Below are 14765 nucleotides of genomic sequence, written 5' to 3'. Positions count from 1 at the left end.
TCAAGAATTTTTTTAAAACAACACTCTTTGCGAAAACAATATTTTTATAAGATCCCTTTTACCTTCAACACAAACGCACCCAAATATTCCTTCGCTGCCAAAGAAATGTCTTCAAAATTCCCTGGTGTAAACTTATTGGCGTAGACAGGCGGTTTCGCACTTGTCCTGTAATCGCATGGGAACGGCTGAACTTCAACATCCTCTTGTGTGAAGCAAAGTACAGCCCGCTTCATATGGAATGCAGATGTAATCAGCACCGGCCGTTTGAATTGATGCTGATCGAGCAGTTTTTTCGTATAAAAGGCATTTTGTTCCGTATTCAGGCTTTTGTTATCGATGATGATTTTATCAGCTGGCACCCCGAGGTCAAGCAGCTGTCTTTTCGTAATTTCCCCTTCATTTCCATTGTCGGGATACACCTCGCCTCCGGATACGATGATCGGCAGGTGCGTTTTCTTGTAAAGCCGAGCAGTCGTAATGAGCCGGTTCGTGGCTGAATCGGTAAGAATGCCGGAACCGCCGATATCTGGTGCAAGAACCGCACCGCCTCCAAGCATCACGAGTACATCTCCGTTGACCTGTTTAGGCTGTGTGTATTTGTATTCGAGTTGATGAATAATTTTTTCACCCAACCATGGGGTAGAAAATATGTAAAATAGCAGAGAGCATACGAAAAACGCACTGGATGCCGTGCGGTTTTTCTTCCGATAAAACCAGATGGACAGTCCGAGAAGGATGAGGACGAAGATGCCTGGCGGAAGAAAGAAGCTGTATAGAAATTTAATCAAATAGAGCATATGGACCTCCTAATCGATCGTGACTACTTTGATTATACGAATTCACATGATGATTGGATAGGAGATTTTAAATTTAATCAAACGTTTGGTTAAATTTAATGAATGCTCGTTTCATTGATACTATTCAAATGTTAAGGTTGATTTCTGCGGAAGGATGTTCATTTTCCTCAGCTTCGTCCTTTTTCAAAAAACTCCAGTAAAACCTGATTCGTTTCTTCAAGAGAGAAAGGCTCCTCTTCCATAAAGTCTAACCATTGTTGAATATCTTCCTTTTCATCTTCATCTGCCTCTGGATCTGCCAAGGTTTTGAGCATATTTTGATAGTGATGCATACCGCCGCTGTCTTCGGGGGGACGGGAGCCTTTTCCTTTTATGCAAATGGGAAGAGGTCCTTCATGTTCGTCCAAACATTGTTCAAGCAATATTTTATGCTCCCAATCATCGCCGAAATCGTAAATATAAGTGAGCGTCTGCTTTTCATCCTTAAGGACAGCCAAGGTATACTTTCTGTGAGTCATATTTCTCTTTGAAATCACCGAAATCATCTTCATAAACCGGCTCAAACCAAGCGTTCTTCTTGTTTACAAATCCATAGAGATGTGAGTCTGACCAGTCCATGACGATTTGAATGATCGAGTGGAGCTCATGAAGAGAAACGGAATTAGGGACGAGCACCCTTCTCCAAATCGGGGGCTTGGCTCCTTTAAGAGAAATTTTTAATTGATAGATCTGTTTTTTTACCGGGCGTTTTAGTTTCTTTTCATCATAGTTTTTTGCATAGGGCACTTCACTAGTCACAGGTTTGCTGGTCAATAGATTTTGAATCAATTCCTGCTGGTCTTTTGGCAAATTATTGAATTGGTCTGAGGTCATCATTGACTTCAACATTTTTTCCAAATCCATAATCATCAGCTCCTTACAAAAATCATTTCTATGTAAAAAGCCCATGCGAAAATTGTGCATGGGCTCTGGTTGAAAAGTTTATAGATCTTCCCCAATGATCCGGACTTCCCGCTCAAGTTCCACATCAAATTTTTCTTTGACGGTCTTTTGGACGTGGCGGATTAATGAGATGTATTCTTCAGCAGTAGCATTGTTTTTATTGACGATGAACCCTGCATGCTTCGTGGAAACTTCCGCGCCGCCGATGCTTGTTCCCTGCAGGTTGCTGTCCTGGATCAGTTTGCCGGCAAAAAGGCCAGGCGGCCGTTTGAACACACTCCCACAAGAAGGGTATTCAAGGGGCTGTTTCGATTCACGCTTGAATGTCAGGTCATCCATGATTGCTTTAATGTCTTCATAGTTTCCTGGTTTCAGAGTGAATGTTGCCTCCAGAACAATATCCCCATTGTCAGGTATATTACTTGTACGATACGACAGGTCGAAGTCTTCTGCCGCACGGTTGATGAGCTCGCCATTTTTATCGACGACTATCGCTGATTCGAGGACGTCCTTGATTTCTCCGCCATAGGCACCGGCGTTCATGAACAACGCCCCGCCTACCGTGCCGGGAATACCACAGGCAAACTCAAGTCCTGAAAGATTCTGGTCCAAAGCGTGTCTTGAAGCATCGATGATCCGCGCGCCGCTTTGGGCAATCACTTGATTTCCTTTTGCAGAAATCTGGTTGAAATTTTTCAAATTCAACACGATCCCGCGAATGCCGCCATCCTTGACGATCAAGTTGGAGCCGTTTCCGATCAGGGTGAAAGGAACCTTTTCCTGCATCGCAAATTTCACCACCCCTTGAACCTCTTCATAAGTAGTGGGCGTAATGAAGAAATCGGCCTTCCCGCCAAGTTTGGTGTAGGTATGGTTTCGAATCAATTCATCTATTTTTAAATTTTCAGGTCGTACAATTGTTGAAAGCTTTTGGTGTATCTCCGTATTAGTCATTTTTATCATTCCCATTGTCTAATAGTTGTCATTGGGCAATACCCATTATCATTATATGACTAAACCACCTAAAAGTTAAATCATCTTATTGAACCAGTTATGGAAATCAGTATGAAAGCCAGTGTGAAATCAGCCCGATCCAGCCGAAAAAAGAAATCCAAAGGGGGATGCTGAAAAGGACTCCCCAACATATGCCAACGAATATGTTTCTGTTATCTTCATCCATTCGTCATCACCTACTTCAAAATATATGATTATTTTGGCCAGGGATGATGGGATTAAAAATGCGATAAAAATATTTGTTTAGAGCAGCGGGGGGATTTTGAAAACTTTGAGCGAATGTAAAAAGGATGGGAGGACGGAATAAATGATGGAGCGGTCGTCTAAAATGGTAGGAATGAAAAAGAGAGTGGAGTGTTATGATGAAACCGATTCGCGTCCTATTGTTTGCCTTATTGATCTTTGTGTTCACTTGCTCGGAAAGCTTTGTGGATTTATTCTTTTATGGAAAAATCCATTTTGACGTAAACCCTCATCCAAATTTTAATGAATTGTTTTATTATAGCTTTGTCGATTTCCAAGATCCGATCTATGTGCTTCAAAAAATTGGCCATATGACATGTTTCTTCATCCTGACGCTGCTTCTATACAGCTGGCTCAAAAGAACGCCGATTGTGTTCGTTATTGCGGTCGGATACGCCTGCCTGACCGAATTTCTTCAGATCATCTTTAATCGGGACGGCCGGATCTTTGACGTCTTTGTCGACTCCTTCGGCATACTTGCAGCCCTGGTGATCATTTACACCGGCAAACAGCTGCGAATAACATCTTCAAACGATGTAGAAAAAGAAATGAAATAAAAAAAGGGTGACAGGCACCATCCATTTTCTGGATGGTGCCTGTCACCCTTTTATATTAAATGGACTTACATCATGTAAGCCAAAGTAGAAACAGCTATTGCAATCAGTGCTGTGACTAAACCGAATGAAACATACATTAGCTTCTTTTTAATTTCTTTTCTTTTAAATGCCTCTTCTGGTGTAAAATATCTGCTCATTTTACTTTCCCCCTTGGTTCGGTAACTGGCTGGCGTAGTCCTAATCGCATTTAGACTTTAGCCCCATTAGTTTTGCGTCATTATTTTTCAATAATTTTGCCATTTCGTCCATTCGACTCCTACTATACAATAAATCGGAATAAAAGTAATGGGTCGAATTACCCTAATTGCCGAAAAATAAAGAATTTTGTCGAATATGAAAAGGTGACAGGCACCATCCATTTTTTGGATGGTGCCTGTCACCTATCGAAAATAATTTCCAAATATTTCTTATTGGTTTATAATATTGTCTGATATTGGAAGGGGGAAGAAGGTTGTCTTTTTTGTTTTTGGCTGCAGCTGCAGTTGTGTCAATCATTTTAGCAATGCCGACTGTGAAAGGAAGGATCGGTTAGGGTATTTTTAAGGAAGCTGGATGAGATGGAGTACATCGTTTTACACGATATTTATTTACCATCCAAGAACGGATCGAGTGTCCAGATCGATCATATGATCCTATCGATTTATGGCATTTTTGTAGTTGAGACGAAGAATTACAAAGGCTGGATATTCGGAGATGATCAATCGAGGCAATGGAAACAGGTCAAATAAAAGCGGAAGGAGTCCTTTCAAAATCCGATTCACCAAAACTATGGCCATATACACGCGTTAAAAGAAATTCTCGTTACACACTATGATGGTCCATATTACTCCATCATTGCCTTCCATTCGAAGGCTGAATTGAAAAAGATAAATGTTACTTCTGAGACTGTCAGAGTGACTTATGATAACCGCATCATTCATGCAGTGAATGAATTTAAGGAAATACATATGACACATTTTAAAAAATCCCAGTTGAAAGCAATCATTGAATCGTGTTTATTAAATGAAGAATCCACCAAACGAGACCATGTGGAGCAAATCACCCAACAACGAACCAAAGAAAAAAATGATGTAAAAGCGGGTATATTTCCTAAATGCGGAGGGGAATTAAAGAAAAGAAAAGGTAAATACGGAGAATTTAACGGGTGCAGCGACTACTCAAAATGCAGATTCACCACATAAAACTTTTAGAACAGCACGGATACGGGTTATATTAAAAGTAGAAGTGGGCCTATAAAAAAACAAAGAGGGTGAAGGCATGTCGTTGAATGAGTGGTTTACAAAAGGGATGACCCCAAAAGAATACATAAACAGTATGGAAAAACATCAAGGAAACTTGCTGTTGATCCTGGAAAGCTTTTCGATTCCGCCTGAAGATGAACATTTCTTCGAAGAGCTGAAGAAAGCGGATCTTCGAGTCATCGTCCTGACAGAGGACTGGTGCGGGGATGCGATGCTGAATGTGCCGATCCTCTTTAAAATTGCCGAAGCAGCGGGGATGGAAGTCAGGCTGCTCGAGAGAGATCAAAATTTGGAACTGATGGATCAATATTTGACCAACGGAAAATCAAGGGCGATCCCGATTTTTATCTTTATTGATCAGGAAGGCAATGAAAGAGCGGTTTGGGGTCCGCGTGCTCCGAAAATCCAGCAATTCGTCGACGAAGCAAGAGCCAAACTTCCATCTAAAGAAGACCCATCTTTTGAAGAGAATCGGCAGAAATTCATTTCGACCCTCACAAAAAAATACCGAGACGACCATGGCGTCTGGCATGAAGTCTATGAAAGCATCAAAAAGGTCTTCAAAAAGTGAATGTTTATGGGGTGACAGGCACCATCCATTTTCTGGATGGTGCCTGTCACCCTTTCAACGCTAGGCGCATGATTCATAGAATTCGCTAAGATATGGTAAAATAAATGGGTATTTTATGGACGCTGCTTTGAATTTACAGAGAAAAGGTGAATGTTGTGCAGTTTGTTTTGATTCTTTTACCGGTATTCATTATTTTTGGGATTGGGTTCATCGGACAGAAAGTGATCGGATTTGACCCTCGGAACATTTCGACGATGGCGCTATATTTAATGTCGCCTTTCTTGGCATTCCGTACCTTTTATAAGAACAGCATCGACATGGATTATTTGTACTTGACCATTTATGGGCTCGGGCTTTGCTTCGGGTTGATTGCCATCGTGTATATCGTGTCTTATTTTAAAAAATATAGCCGCAGTGAAACGAGTTCCATGATCTTGTCTTCAGTCTTTATGAACAACGGAAATTACGGGACCCCAGTGGCATTGTTCGCTTTTGGAGCGGCGGGGTTTGATGTTGCGGTCATCTTCATGATCATCCAACAGCTGATCATGAGCACGATCGGGATCTATTATGCCGCGAAAGGAAGCGACCGGCAGGAAGGGGCGCGAGTGGCGCTGATGGCCGTGGTCCGCATGCCGATCATGTACGGGGCCATCCTGGGAATCATCCTTCAGCTTATCCACTTTCATTTTCCAAGGCAAATCTACAAGGCGATCGATATGATTTCAGATGCGACGGTGCCAACAATCATGATCATCCTCGGCATGCAGCTGGCGACGATCTCCCTCCGAAACCTGGAGCTTGAGAAAATGACGATATCACTGATCATCAAATTTATCCTGTCGCCATTGATTGCGACCGCATTTGCCTTTTTGCTTCCCGTTTCGGAAGTCGTGAGGAATATCATGATTTTAATGGCAGCGATGCCGACTGCGGCCAACACGACGATGTTCGCCCTCCAGTTCAACGCGAAACCGGAGTTCGTCTCCTCGGTCACTTTAGTCAGTACGTTAATGAGCATCATCACCTTGCCGATCATGCTCTATATTTTAGGTGTTTAAAAAAGGGTGACAGGCACCATCCAAATTCTGGATGGTGCCTGTCACCCTTTAATTTTTTGTTACTGCGGTTCCAAGATTCCCAATATGATGTATTTCCATTCCTCTGAGAAGTCGGCATCTTTGTCCCAAAGGATCCTAGAAGGTTTGATCTTGGTGATGAATGGACCCTCGCGATGAACCTCTGAGGGCAGTTCAGCCACGTGTGTGCCTTTTTTGACGCCGCTTTTTACCTCTACATAGCCGTCATCCTCAATGCCGATATCGACGGTTGCCTTTTCGACAATCCCTTCATCGTTCAGTACCCAAACGCTGTGTTTCTTGTTCTTTTTCACGATGCTTTTTTCAGGAAGGGCATGGGCATTATCCGCTTCCTTCGTGATGATTTCTGCATCGACATGATAACCCTGAAGCGAATCGGTTTTTCCTTCCTCCATCATGATCGTGAATGGATATGTGGACACACCGTCAGCAGTAGGCTTTTGCTCTGGAAGGGAATCGACCTTTGCCAAAGAGCCCTTCACGTCCTTTTTCCAGTGAGAAGAAGAAAGAATCGTCTTCATCCCTTCTTTTGCTTTATCGCGTTCCATCTCGGAAAACGAACCTTTGACGATGGATGTGTTCGAGACGATCGTGATCGCAGGATTATCTAGGTCGTCTGAAATATCCGATACAGTTCCACTATACGGACTTGCCACCTGTAAATTGGATTCTCCATTCTGCAATGTCGTCAGTTTCTGGTCGTACACATCAATTTGCTGCTGAACTTTCTCCTTCTCCAATTGCTTTTCGGAAATCGTTTTAGAAAGAGAATAGTAGGTTTCAAGACGTGCCCCCGCCTCCGGATCGACCTGGTCGGCCTTTTGATCAGTGGAATAGGATGAATCCTGAGGTAACGAAGACCGCATTGATTCCAAGTCAGCTAGCAAACTATCAATACTCGCTGCTTCTTCCCGCAATCGATCCTGCTCGGCGACGATCATTTCACGCTGCTCTTGGAGATCCAAGCCGCTGTATTCAAATAGCGGTGTCCCGGCATCGACGTGGTCGCCTTTTTTGACGAGGAATTGCTTGAAGGTTTGATTAGGATCGATAAACACATGGTTTGTTTCTTCCGCATCAATCACACCCGATGCGGTAAAAGAGTTTTTTAAATCCTTTTTTTGAACCGACGTCCATTTAGAAAGATAGTTCGTTCGTTGAATGGAACTGTCTTTTTTATAGATGAGATAAAGGTTAAGCCCGACAAAAACCAGTAGGGCTAAACTAATCCAAATTGTCTTTTTCGACATGGTTTCACCGCCTTTTTAGAAAAATGTTTTCAATTCAAAGAATGCGAGTGTCGCGGCAATTGCCCAATAAATGAGATGAATCGACAGAACAAGCAAAATGGTGACGGCTCGATTCGTCCTCGCTAATTTTCTGATCCCTATGTATTGAAGGGTGAGGGCCCAAATTTTGAAAACGGTGATGCACCCTAAAAAGGCAATGAGCCATTTCGGGAAATCCAGGCTTTGGGCAATGACTCCAAGAGATAGTGGGGATGAGAACCAGCCCAGACCCAACCAAACTACGAAAATTGTATGTATGACTTGTTCCGTTAATAGAATCATCAGTACAAAACTGTGGACGACCATAAGTTTTCGGTAATCTGCGTCCGTCCAAATCCAAAACCAGAGTGACATTAAGTAGAGATAGAGGGCAGGGAAGATAAAGCCTAGTAATATCCTTCCAAGTAAAAATAAAAACTTTTCCCACTCAAACTGAGAGTTTGTAAGGATATTGACTTCGCCGGAAATCTCATTTGTGCCGAGACCGAACATAGAGATAACGGCAAAAATCAAAACGCTCGCTGCAAAAAGCAGGAAAAATCTCAGTCGAAGATCATAAATCGTTTCAGCCTTTTCAAGCTGGTGAAACTGGTCATTCGGGTGCCGAAGCCCTTTGAAAAAACGAAGCTGATAGACCAACAATAGAACCTCCCAACAAAAAACACTTAATGTCCTCTATTGTACCGCAAATATTGTCGTAAATTCCAATAATTTCAATCATGGGGATGAAATACCCAGAATCATAAAAGGTGACAGGCACCATCCAGAAACTGGATGGTGCCTGTCACCTTTTGACTTACATTAAATAAGACAGTGCAGAGATACCTGCGCCAACACCGACTGTTGCAATTATGATTAAAGCATACATTAATCGTTTACGATTCAGCTTGATACGATCTGCTTCTTCAGGTGTCAAATATCTGCTCATTTTAACCCCTCCCGGTTCGATAACTGGCTGGCGTAGTCCCAAGACCTTAGCCCCTTTAGTTTTGCGCCATCATTTTTCAATGAATTTGCCTTTTCGTCCAACTATCTCCAATTTACCAGACGGATAAACCTTTTTCTAGGAAAAAATGCACATTTCGACAATAATATGCATAAAAGAATAAGAAGGTGACAGGCACCATCCAAAAAATGGATGGTGCCTGTCACCCTAAAATGAAAACGCTTTATTTATTTAACGCGTTATTTCGTGAATTTATCCCTTGACCGGACACGAGAAAGTCCCTTATAATTCATGAATATTCTGATTATAAATGAGGGGTTTCGAATGGAAGAAGTCTACAACTTTTCTGCAGGTCCAGCCGTTTTGCCGCAAGAAGTGAAAAGCATTGTCCAAGAGGAACTAGCGAATTACCGCCAGACGGGCATGTCTGTGATGGAAATGAGCCACCGCTCAAATCCGTTCCAGGACATCATCGATGAAGCGGAAGCCTTGCTGCGCGAGCTGATGAATATTCCGGACAATTACCACGTCCTGTTTCTGCAAGGAGGCGCATCCCTGCAATTTTCAATGTTGCCGATGAACTTGCTCACCAAGCACAAGAAGGCGGAATATGTCCTCACGGGCTCATGGTCTGTCAAAGCCGCCAAAGAAGCCGAAAAGTTTGGCGATATCACCACGAAGATCTCATCCAATGACAAAAACTTTACCTACTATCCTACTGTCGATTTAACCACCCTATCCACGGACCTTGATTACATACACATCACCACCAACAATACAATCGAAGGGACAGTCATTCCGTCGATTCCTGACACTAAGCAGATCCCGCTTGTGGCGGATATGTCCTCCAATATTCTTTCTGAACACTATGACGTCTCGAAATTCGGCCTGATTTACGCAGGCGCACAAAAAAATATCGGCCCAGCCGGCCTGACGATCGCCATTGTTCGTGAAGACCTGATTGGAAGTCCGATAGAGAACTGTCCGACACTATTAAACTATGAAACATATTCAAAAAACCAATCCTTATACAACACACCACCGACCTTCAGCATCTATGTCGCCAAGCTCGTTTTCGAGTGGCTGAAGCAAAAAGGCGGCATTGCAGCAATCGAAAAAACCAACCGTCAAAAAGCTGGGATGCTTTACGATTTCATTGACCAATCAAAACTCTTTCATTCTCTAGTGAAACCTGGCAGCCGTTCGCTCATGAACATCCCGTTCACAGCCGAGTCGGATGAATTAAACGCAGCCTTCATCAAACAGGCAGGTGAAAAAGGGCTTGTCAATTTAAAAGGCCATCGATCGGTCGGGGGAATGCGTGCCAGCATCTACAATGCCATGCCGGTCAAAGGCGTCCAGGCGCTCATCGATTTCATGGAAAGCTTTGAAAAAGCCAACAAATAAGGAGTTGTCGGAATGTATCAAATCCAGGTCTACAACCAAATTGCCAAAAAGGGAACTGACTTATTTTCAGAAGAAAAATATCGTCTCACTGACACCGAATCCCCGGATGGCGTTCTGTTAAGAAGCTATCCGTTGACCGAGGAGCATATCCCGGAAAGCGTGAAAGCCATCGCCAGGGCTGGCGCTGGAGTGAACAACATTCCTGTCGCGGACTGTACGAAAAAAGGCATCGTCGTGTTCAATACCCCAGGCGCTAACGCCAACGCCGTCAAGGAACTTGTCATCACGAGCCTGATCGCCTCATCACGGAAATTGTTCGAAGCCGTGCAATGGACGCAGACGATTCAAAATGCCGAAAACTTAGAGAGACTGGTGGAAATAGAAAAGAAGAAATACATCGGCTCCGAAATCCAAGGGAAGTATATCGGAGTCGTTGGTGCCGGGGCCATCGGGGTGCTCGTCGCCAATGCCGCGTTGGCACTGGATATGGAAGTCATTGCATTCGACCCGTTCATTTCCGTCAACAGCGCATGGCTCCTGTCACGGAACGTACAACGGGCGATGAGTCTCGATGAGGTGTTCACAAAATGCGACTACATCACACTCCATATGCCGCTATCAGACAAAACGAAGGGCATCATCAACGCCAGCGGCTTCGATAAAATGAAGGAAGGCGTTCAGGTCCTGAACTTCTCCCGCGGCGAACTCGTTAATGAGGACGACCTGGAGAATGCACTCGAATCCGGCAAGGTCGGTAAATACATCACCGATTTTCCGAATGAGCGCGTCTTGAATATGAAGAATGTCGTCGCCACCCCGCATCTCGGTGCATCCACCCAGGAATCGGAGGAAAACTGCGCAATCATGGCTGTCCAGCAGCTGCGGTCCTACCTCGAAACGGGGAATATCAAAAACTCAGTCAACTTTGCGGACGTGGAGTTGCCTTACATCGGGAAAAAGCGCCTGACGATTGCTCATCAAAATATTCCGAACATGGTCGGTCAGATCACGGCGCTGCTTGCTGCCAACAGCATTAACATCGCCGACATGATCAACCGCAGCAAGGGCGACTATGCCTATACCATCATAGACCTTGACCAGGATATCGACCATGATGCGGAAGAAATCTTAAAAGGCAAAGTAAAAGTAATCACCGGCGTCACTATGATAAGGTTTATATAATAAAAGTTTCTGAGAAACATACACAGGCTTTTTATTGCAGATATCTGAAAGCATTTCGTCATGGAGCAGGTTGATTGGAGCGGAAGGTGCGAAACTCCGGAGGGATCAGCGGCTCAGGTGAGACCCCACAGGGAAGCCGAGGAGGAATCAGGCGGATTCGGCACGTCCTGTGCCAACATCGAACGACCTCACTTCGTGTGAGGCCCCTCGGAAAGCGAGCATCCTTCCGCGGAAATCAACCATTTCATTTAAAAAACAAACACCGAATAGCCTAAACCTTAAAGGAGCGTGGCAATCATGGTAAAAATCCGACCATTCAAAGCAGTACGTCCTGAACGCGAACTGGCAGAGAAAGTAGCTGCCTTGCCTTATGATGTCCTGAATCGGGAAGAAGCAAAGGAAGCAGCGAAAGATAACCCGTATTCCTTCCTCCATGTCGACAAGGCGGAAATCGACTTTGACGACAGCGTATCCGACACCGATGAACTTGTCTATGAAACGGCCAGTCTCAATTTGCAATGGATGGTCGGTGAGGGCGTCCTCCGTCAGGATGAGCTCCCAAGCCTCTACATCTATGAGCTTGAAATGAACGGGCGCACCCAGACGGGCCTCGCTGCATGTACTTCTGTAGAAGAATACGAGAAAAACATCATCAAGAAGCATGAAGTGACCCGCGAGAAGAAAGAGATCGACCGTATCAGGCATATGGAAAGCCTGAATGCGCATACCGGCCCGATCATGATGGCTTACAAGCAGGAAGAACAGATCGACAAAGAGTTGAATGAATGGAAATCATCCCACGATCCGGTCTACTCCTTCCAAAGCGAAGACGGCGTCGTTCATCGACTTTGGGTCATCGACAAGGTGGAATCGGTGAATCGTCTCGTCACACTGTTTGAAAACGTCGAGAACCTATATATCGCGGACGGCCATCACCGCTCTGAGGCAGCAGCGAAAGTCGCACAGCAAAGGCGCAAGCAGCAGCCGGATTACAATGGGGAGGAAGAATACAATTCTTTTTTAGCTGTCGTGTTCCCATCCAACGAGCTGGAAATCCTGGACTACAATCGAATCGTCACCTCCTTGAACGGCTACACTACGGATAAATTCCTGCAGCTGCTGGGGGACTCTTTTGATATTGAAAAAGTCGAGAAAGCATCAGCCAAACCGGATAAAAAGCATCAAGTGGGGATGTATTTGGATGGAGCATGGTACAGGCTTCATTTCAAAGGTGAGTTATCCCGAAACGACGACGACATCATCAATACGCTGGATGTCTCCATCCTGCAAAATTACGTCCTCTCACCTCTCCTGGAAATCAAGGATATCCGCAGCGATGAACGCATCGACTTTGTCGGGGGGATCAGGGGCACGGAAGCACTCGAAAAACATGTGGATAGCGGCAATTTCCAAGTCGCATTTGCGCTTCACCCAACATCAATAGAAGAATTGATGACCGTCGCAGATCAAAACCTGATCATGCCGCCGAAATCGACGTGGTTTGAACCGAAGCTGAGGAGCGGATTGTTAATCCATCCATTAGAATAGATCGTATCGCCTCTTTCGACGAGTTCGAAAGAGGCTTATTTTTGCAGAGGGATGTGAGGGATGAAAATAATAGAACAAAACATCCATTAAAATACCAATATAAACCTATAAAATATAAAAAATTCCATAATTTATGGTATATTATCCCTAATTTTAGTAGAATGGTAAAGCAACTAAAATTAGGGGAGGATCATTTTGGGGAAAATGAAGTACATTATTACAGTCGGGCTTTTCGTTCTATTAGGATTGATTTTCACCGAGAAGGCGTCTGCAGCGGAGAATGTTTCATTCCAAGTGCAGAAGAAGACGGACATTTCAATCAATATTGCAGGAGAAGAAATCAAGGCGGGTATTTTGCTGCCGAATGTCGAATATTTCGGGGATAAAAAAGAGAATCAGCTGCTTGTGCCTTTTTCTAACGTATATGAAAGTGTATCTTTGGATGATTCAATAATTACCAAAGAGTCTAATGATCCCGCAGAATTATCGAAATCTAAAGAGATGATCATCACCAAAAGGCAAATAGTCGTGTTTGATGATGATAAATCTCAGCATCCAATCGGGATCATTAACCGAAATATTCGCTATGCGGCAGTTTCTTCAGATAATCCGAACTGGCTGAAAATTTATTTCTCCGGAAAGACGGGATATATATTAAAGAAATTTACAGAAGAGGATCACGGAATACCAGTCCTGATGTATCACCATATTTTGAAAAATTCCGAGAATGTCAATTTTCAAAACAACATGACAGTATCCTATGATTCCTTCAATGAACAGATGGATTACCTGAAAAATGGGGGATTTCGAACCATCGATTTGGACGTATTAGAAAACTATTTGAAGTTCCATCAAAATTTGACTGGAAGAGTGGTTGTCTTAACGTTTGATGATGGGTTGCTTTCAACCATTCACTATGCCTATCCGATATTAAAAGAGAACCATTTTCGGGCGACGGACTTTGTCATTGGGAGCAGGCTTTATCAGCATAGCCTCCCATTCAACTCTGATTCCCTGCAGTATATGGGGTTTAATGACATAAGAAGCAATAAAGATGTCTTCTCCTATGAATCACATACTTTTGCCATGCATCTACGAGATAGAGATACTTTTGAACCTTACCTTCAATACAAGTCAGGCGAGGATATTGTTGAAGATTTAAAAAAATGGAACCAATTCACGGGAATTCATGCTAGATATTTAGCCTATCCGTGGGGACAGACGAACAAGACGGCGGAAAAAGCAGCTTCAGAGGCAGGAATCCATATGGCTTTTACGACTGAAACTGGAAATGTCAACATTGGAGATCCCTTGCTGTTACTAAAGCGTCAAGGCATTTCAAGATACCACAGCATGGCTGCATTTATAGAAAAAGTAGAAAATGAATAAGCATAAATAAGCCCTTCAAAGAACTAATTTCTTTGAAGGGCTTATTAGTTGAATGTATGTAATTTAAAAATCACTCATTAAGGAAAGTAAATAAACTAGAATAACAGATATGATGGCAGTACCTAAAATATGAAAGAAAAAGTCAATCAAGTTTTCTTTGAATTCGCCGTTCCCGCTTCTTCGTTTTTTTTGATATGATCGTAGGTTTCTCCGAGCTCTTCCTTCCATAATAAACCTCCAAAGGATTATTTTATCTACATTATAAAATAAATATTCAGATAATTTCTACAAAATTATACAAAATTTCTGTTTTTCTATGAAAAAAGGACTATCCTTTATATCGGATAGTCCTTAGAAAATTAAAGAACGTATGGGATAATTGCGCCAAGAAGTAAAATGAAAATAAAAATAGAAATAAAAATCCAATTGCTGGAAAACCCTTTTCTCTCCTGTGAGTCAGTAGAAGCATACGCTTTTTT

17 protein-coding genes and 2 riboswitches are annotated in these 14765 nt (G+C 43.2%); of the genes, 9 read left to right on the top strand and 8 right to left on the bottom strand.

The window, feature by feature from the left end; genetic code table 11:
• Positions 1 to 44: 44 nt before the first annotated feature.
• The 4 genes from D9X91_RS07080 to murB all read right to left on the bottom strand — a co-directional run bounded on the left by D9X91_RS07080 (position 45) and on the right by murB (position 2693).
• Positions 45 to 797, bottom strand: a complete 753-nt coding sequence (locus D9X91_RS07080; RefSeq protein ID WP_121679875.1) for a YdcF family protein — start codon at positions 795 to 797, stop codon at positions 45 to 47.
• Positions 798 to 964: 167 nt separating this feature from the next.
• Complete coding sequence (locus D9X91_RS23015) at positions 965 to 1294, bottom strand: plasmid pRiA4b ORF-3 family protein (RefSeq protein WP_158598257.1); 330 nt, start codon at positions 1292 to 1294, stop codon at positions 965 to 967.
• Positions 1281 to 1700, bottom strand: coding sequence for a plasmid pRiA4b ORF-3 family protein (locus D9X91_RS23010; protein WP_158598256.1), 420 nt, complete (start codon positions 1698 to 1700; stop codon positions 1281 to 1283). The genes D9X91_RS23015 and D9X91_RS23010 overlap by 14 nt, the downstream gene beginning before the upstream one ends.
• Positions 1701 to 1778: 78 nt before the next feature.
• Complete coding sequence (gene murB, locus D9X91_RS07065) at positions 1779 to 2693, bottom strand: UDP-N-acetylmuramate dehydrogenase (RefSeq protein ID WP_199738083.1); 915 nt, start codon at positions 2691 to 2693, stop codon at positions 1779 to 1781.
• A gap of 422 nt (positions 2694 to 3115) precedes the next feature.
• Between murB and D9X91_RS07060 the strand changes: the two genes are divergently transcribed.
• Positions 3116 to 3553 (top strand): VanZ family protein, encoded by a 438-nt coding sequence (locus tag D9X91_RS07060; protein ID WP_158598255.1) that lies wholly within the window; start codon positions 3116 to 3118, stop codon positions 3551 to 3553.
• A gap of 65 nt (positions 3554 to 3618) precedes the next feature.
• On the opposite strand, the gene D9X91_RS23005 is transcribed toward D9X91_RS07060, so the two are convergent.
• Positions 3619 to 3750, bottom strand: a complete 132-nt coding sequence (locus D9X91_RS23005) for a hypothetical protein (RefSeq protein WP_267900803.1) — start codon at positions 3748 to 3750, stop codon at positions 3619 to 3621.
• A 17-nt stretch (positions 3751 to 3767) separates the two neighbouring features.
• A riboswitch (cyclic di-GMP riboswitch) is annotated at positions 3768 to 3861 on the bottom strand.
• Positions 3862 to 4170: 309 nt separating this feature from the next.
• On the opposite strand from D9X91_RS23005, the gene D9X91_RS07055 reads away from it, so the two are divergent.
• From D9X91_RS07055 to D9X91_RS07040, 4 genes are all read left to right on the top strand, one after another.
• Positions 4171 to 4341, top strand: a complete 171-nt coding sequence (locus tag D9X91_RS07055; RefSeq protein ID WP_121679871.1) for a nuclease-related domain-containing protein — start codon at positions 4171 to 4173, stop codon at positions 4339 to 4341.
• A gap of 129 nt (positions 4342 to 4470) precedes the next feature.
• On the top strand, positions 4471 to 4794 hold the full coding sequence (locus tag D9X91_RS07050) for a topoisomerase DNA-binding C4 zinc finger domain-containing protein (protein ID WP_121679870.1): 324 nt from the start codon (positions 4471 to 4473) through the stop codon (positions 4792 to 4794).
• A 76-nt stretch (positions 4795 to 4870) separates the two neighbouring features.
• A complete protein-coding gene (locus D9X91_RS07045) occupies positions 4871 to 5425 on the top strand; it encodes a thioredoxin family protein (protein WP_121679869.1) in 555 nt (184 codons plus the stop codon).
• Positions 5426 to 5580: 155 nt separating this feature from the next.
• Positions 5581 to 6486, top strand: coding sequence for an AEC family transporter (locus D9X91_RS07040; RefSeq protein ID WP_121679868.1), 906 nt, complete (start codon positions 5581 to 5583; stop codon positions 6484 to 6486).
• A gap of 59 nt (positions 6487 to 6545) precedes the next feature.
• On the opposite strand, the gene D9X91_RS07035 is transcribed toward D9X91_RS07040, so the two are convergent.
• The 3 genes from D9X91_RS07035 to D9X91_RS23000 all read right to left on the bottom strand — a co-directional run bounded on the left by D9X91_RS07035 (position 6546) and on the right by D9X91_RS23000 (position 8742).
• Positions 6546 to 7775, bottom strand: a complete 1230-nt coding sequence (locus D9X91_RS07035; protein ID WP_121679867.1) for an efflux RND transporter periplasmic adaptor subunit — start codon at positions 7773 to 7775, stop codon at positions 6546 to 6548.
• Between the two features lie 15 nt (positions 7776 to 7790).
• Positions 7791 to 8453 carry a hypothetical protein gene (locus tag D9X91_RS07030; RefSeq protein ID WP_121679866.1) on the bottom strand — a complete coding sequence of 221 codons (663 nt, stop codon included), beginning with the start codon at positions 8451 to 8453 and terminating at the stop codon, positions 7791 to 7793.
• A 157-nt stretch (positions 8454 to 8610) separates the two neighbouring features.
• Positions 8611 to 8742 (bottom strand): hypothetical protein, encoded by a 132-nt coding sequence (locus D9X91_RS23000; protein WP_267900802.1) that lies wholly within the window; start codon positions 8740 to 8742, stop codon positions 8611 to 8613.
• 15 nt (positions 8743 to 8757) lie between these two features.
• Positions 8758 to 8842: riboswitch (cyclic di-GMP riboswitch) on the bottom strand.
• Positions 8843 to 9084: 242 nt separating this feature from the next.
• Here D9X91_RS23000 and serC point away from each other — a divergent pair.
• The 4 genes from serC (at position 9085) to D9X91_RS07010 (ending at position 14286) form a co-directional block, all read left to right on the top strand.
• On the top strand, positions 9085 to 10167 hold the full coding sequence (serC, locus tag D9X91_RS07025; RefSeq protein WP_121679865.1) for a 3-phosphoserine/phosphohydroxythreonine transaminase: 1083 nt from the start codon (positions 9085 to 9087) through the stop codon (positions 10165 to 10167).
• A 12-nt stretch (positions 10168 to 10179) separates the two neighbouring features.
• On the top strand, positions 10180 to 11349 hold the full coding sequence (locus tag D9X91_RS07020; RefSeq protein WP_121679864.1) for a phosphoglycerate dehydrogenase: 1170 nt from the start codon (positions 10180 to 10182) through the stop codon (positions 11347 to 11349).
• A gap of 297 nt (positions 11350 to 11646) precedes the next feature.
• Positions 11647 to 12897: a DUF1015 domain-containing protein gene (locus D9X91_RS07015; RefSeq protein ID WP_121679863.1), complete on the top strand. Its 1251-nt coding sequence runs from the start codon at positions 11647 to 11649 to the stop codon at positions 12895 to 12897.
• A 204-nt stretch (positions 12898 to 13101) separates the two neighbouring features.
• Complete coding sequence (locus D9X91_RS07010) at positions 13102 to 14286, top strand: polysaccharide deacetylase family protein (RefSeq protein WP_233569727.1); 1185 nt, start codon at positions 13102 to 13104, stop codon at positions 14284 to 14286.
• Positions 14287 to 14765 lie beyond the last annotated feature (479 nt).

Source organism: Falsibacillus albus (assembly GCF_003668575.1).
In the GTDB taxonomy this organism is placed as follows: Bacteria; Bacillota; Bacilli; order Bacillales; family DSM-25281; genus Falsibacillus; species Falsibacillus albus.
The sequence above is the reverse complement of the archived record's forward strand: the minus strand, read 5'-3'. Positions and strand labels throughout refer to the sequence as shown.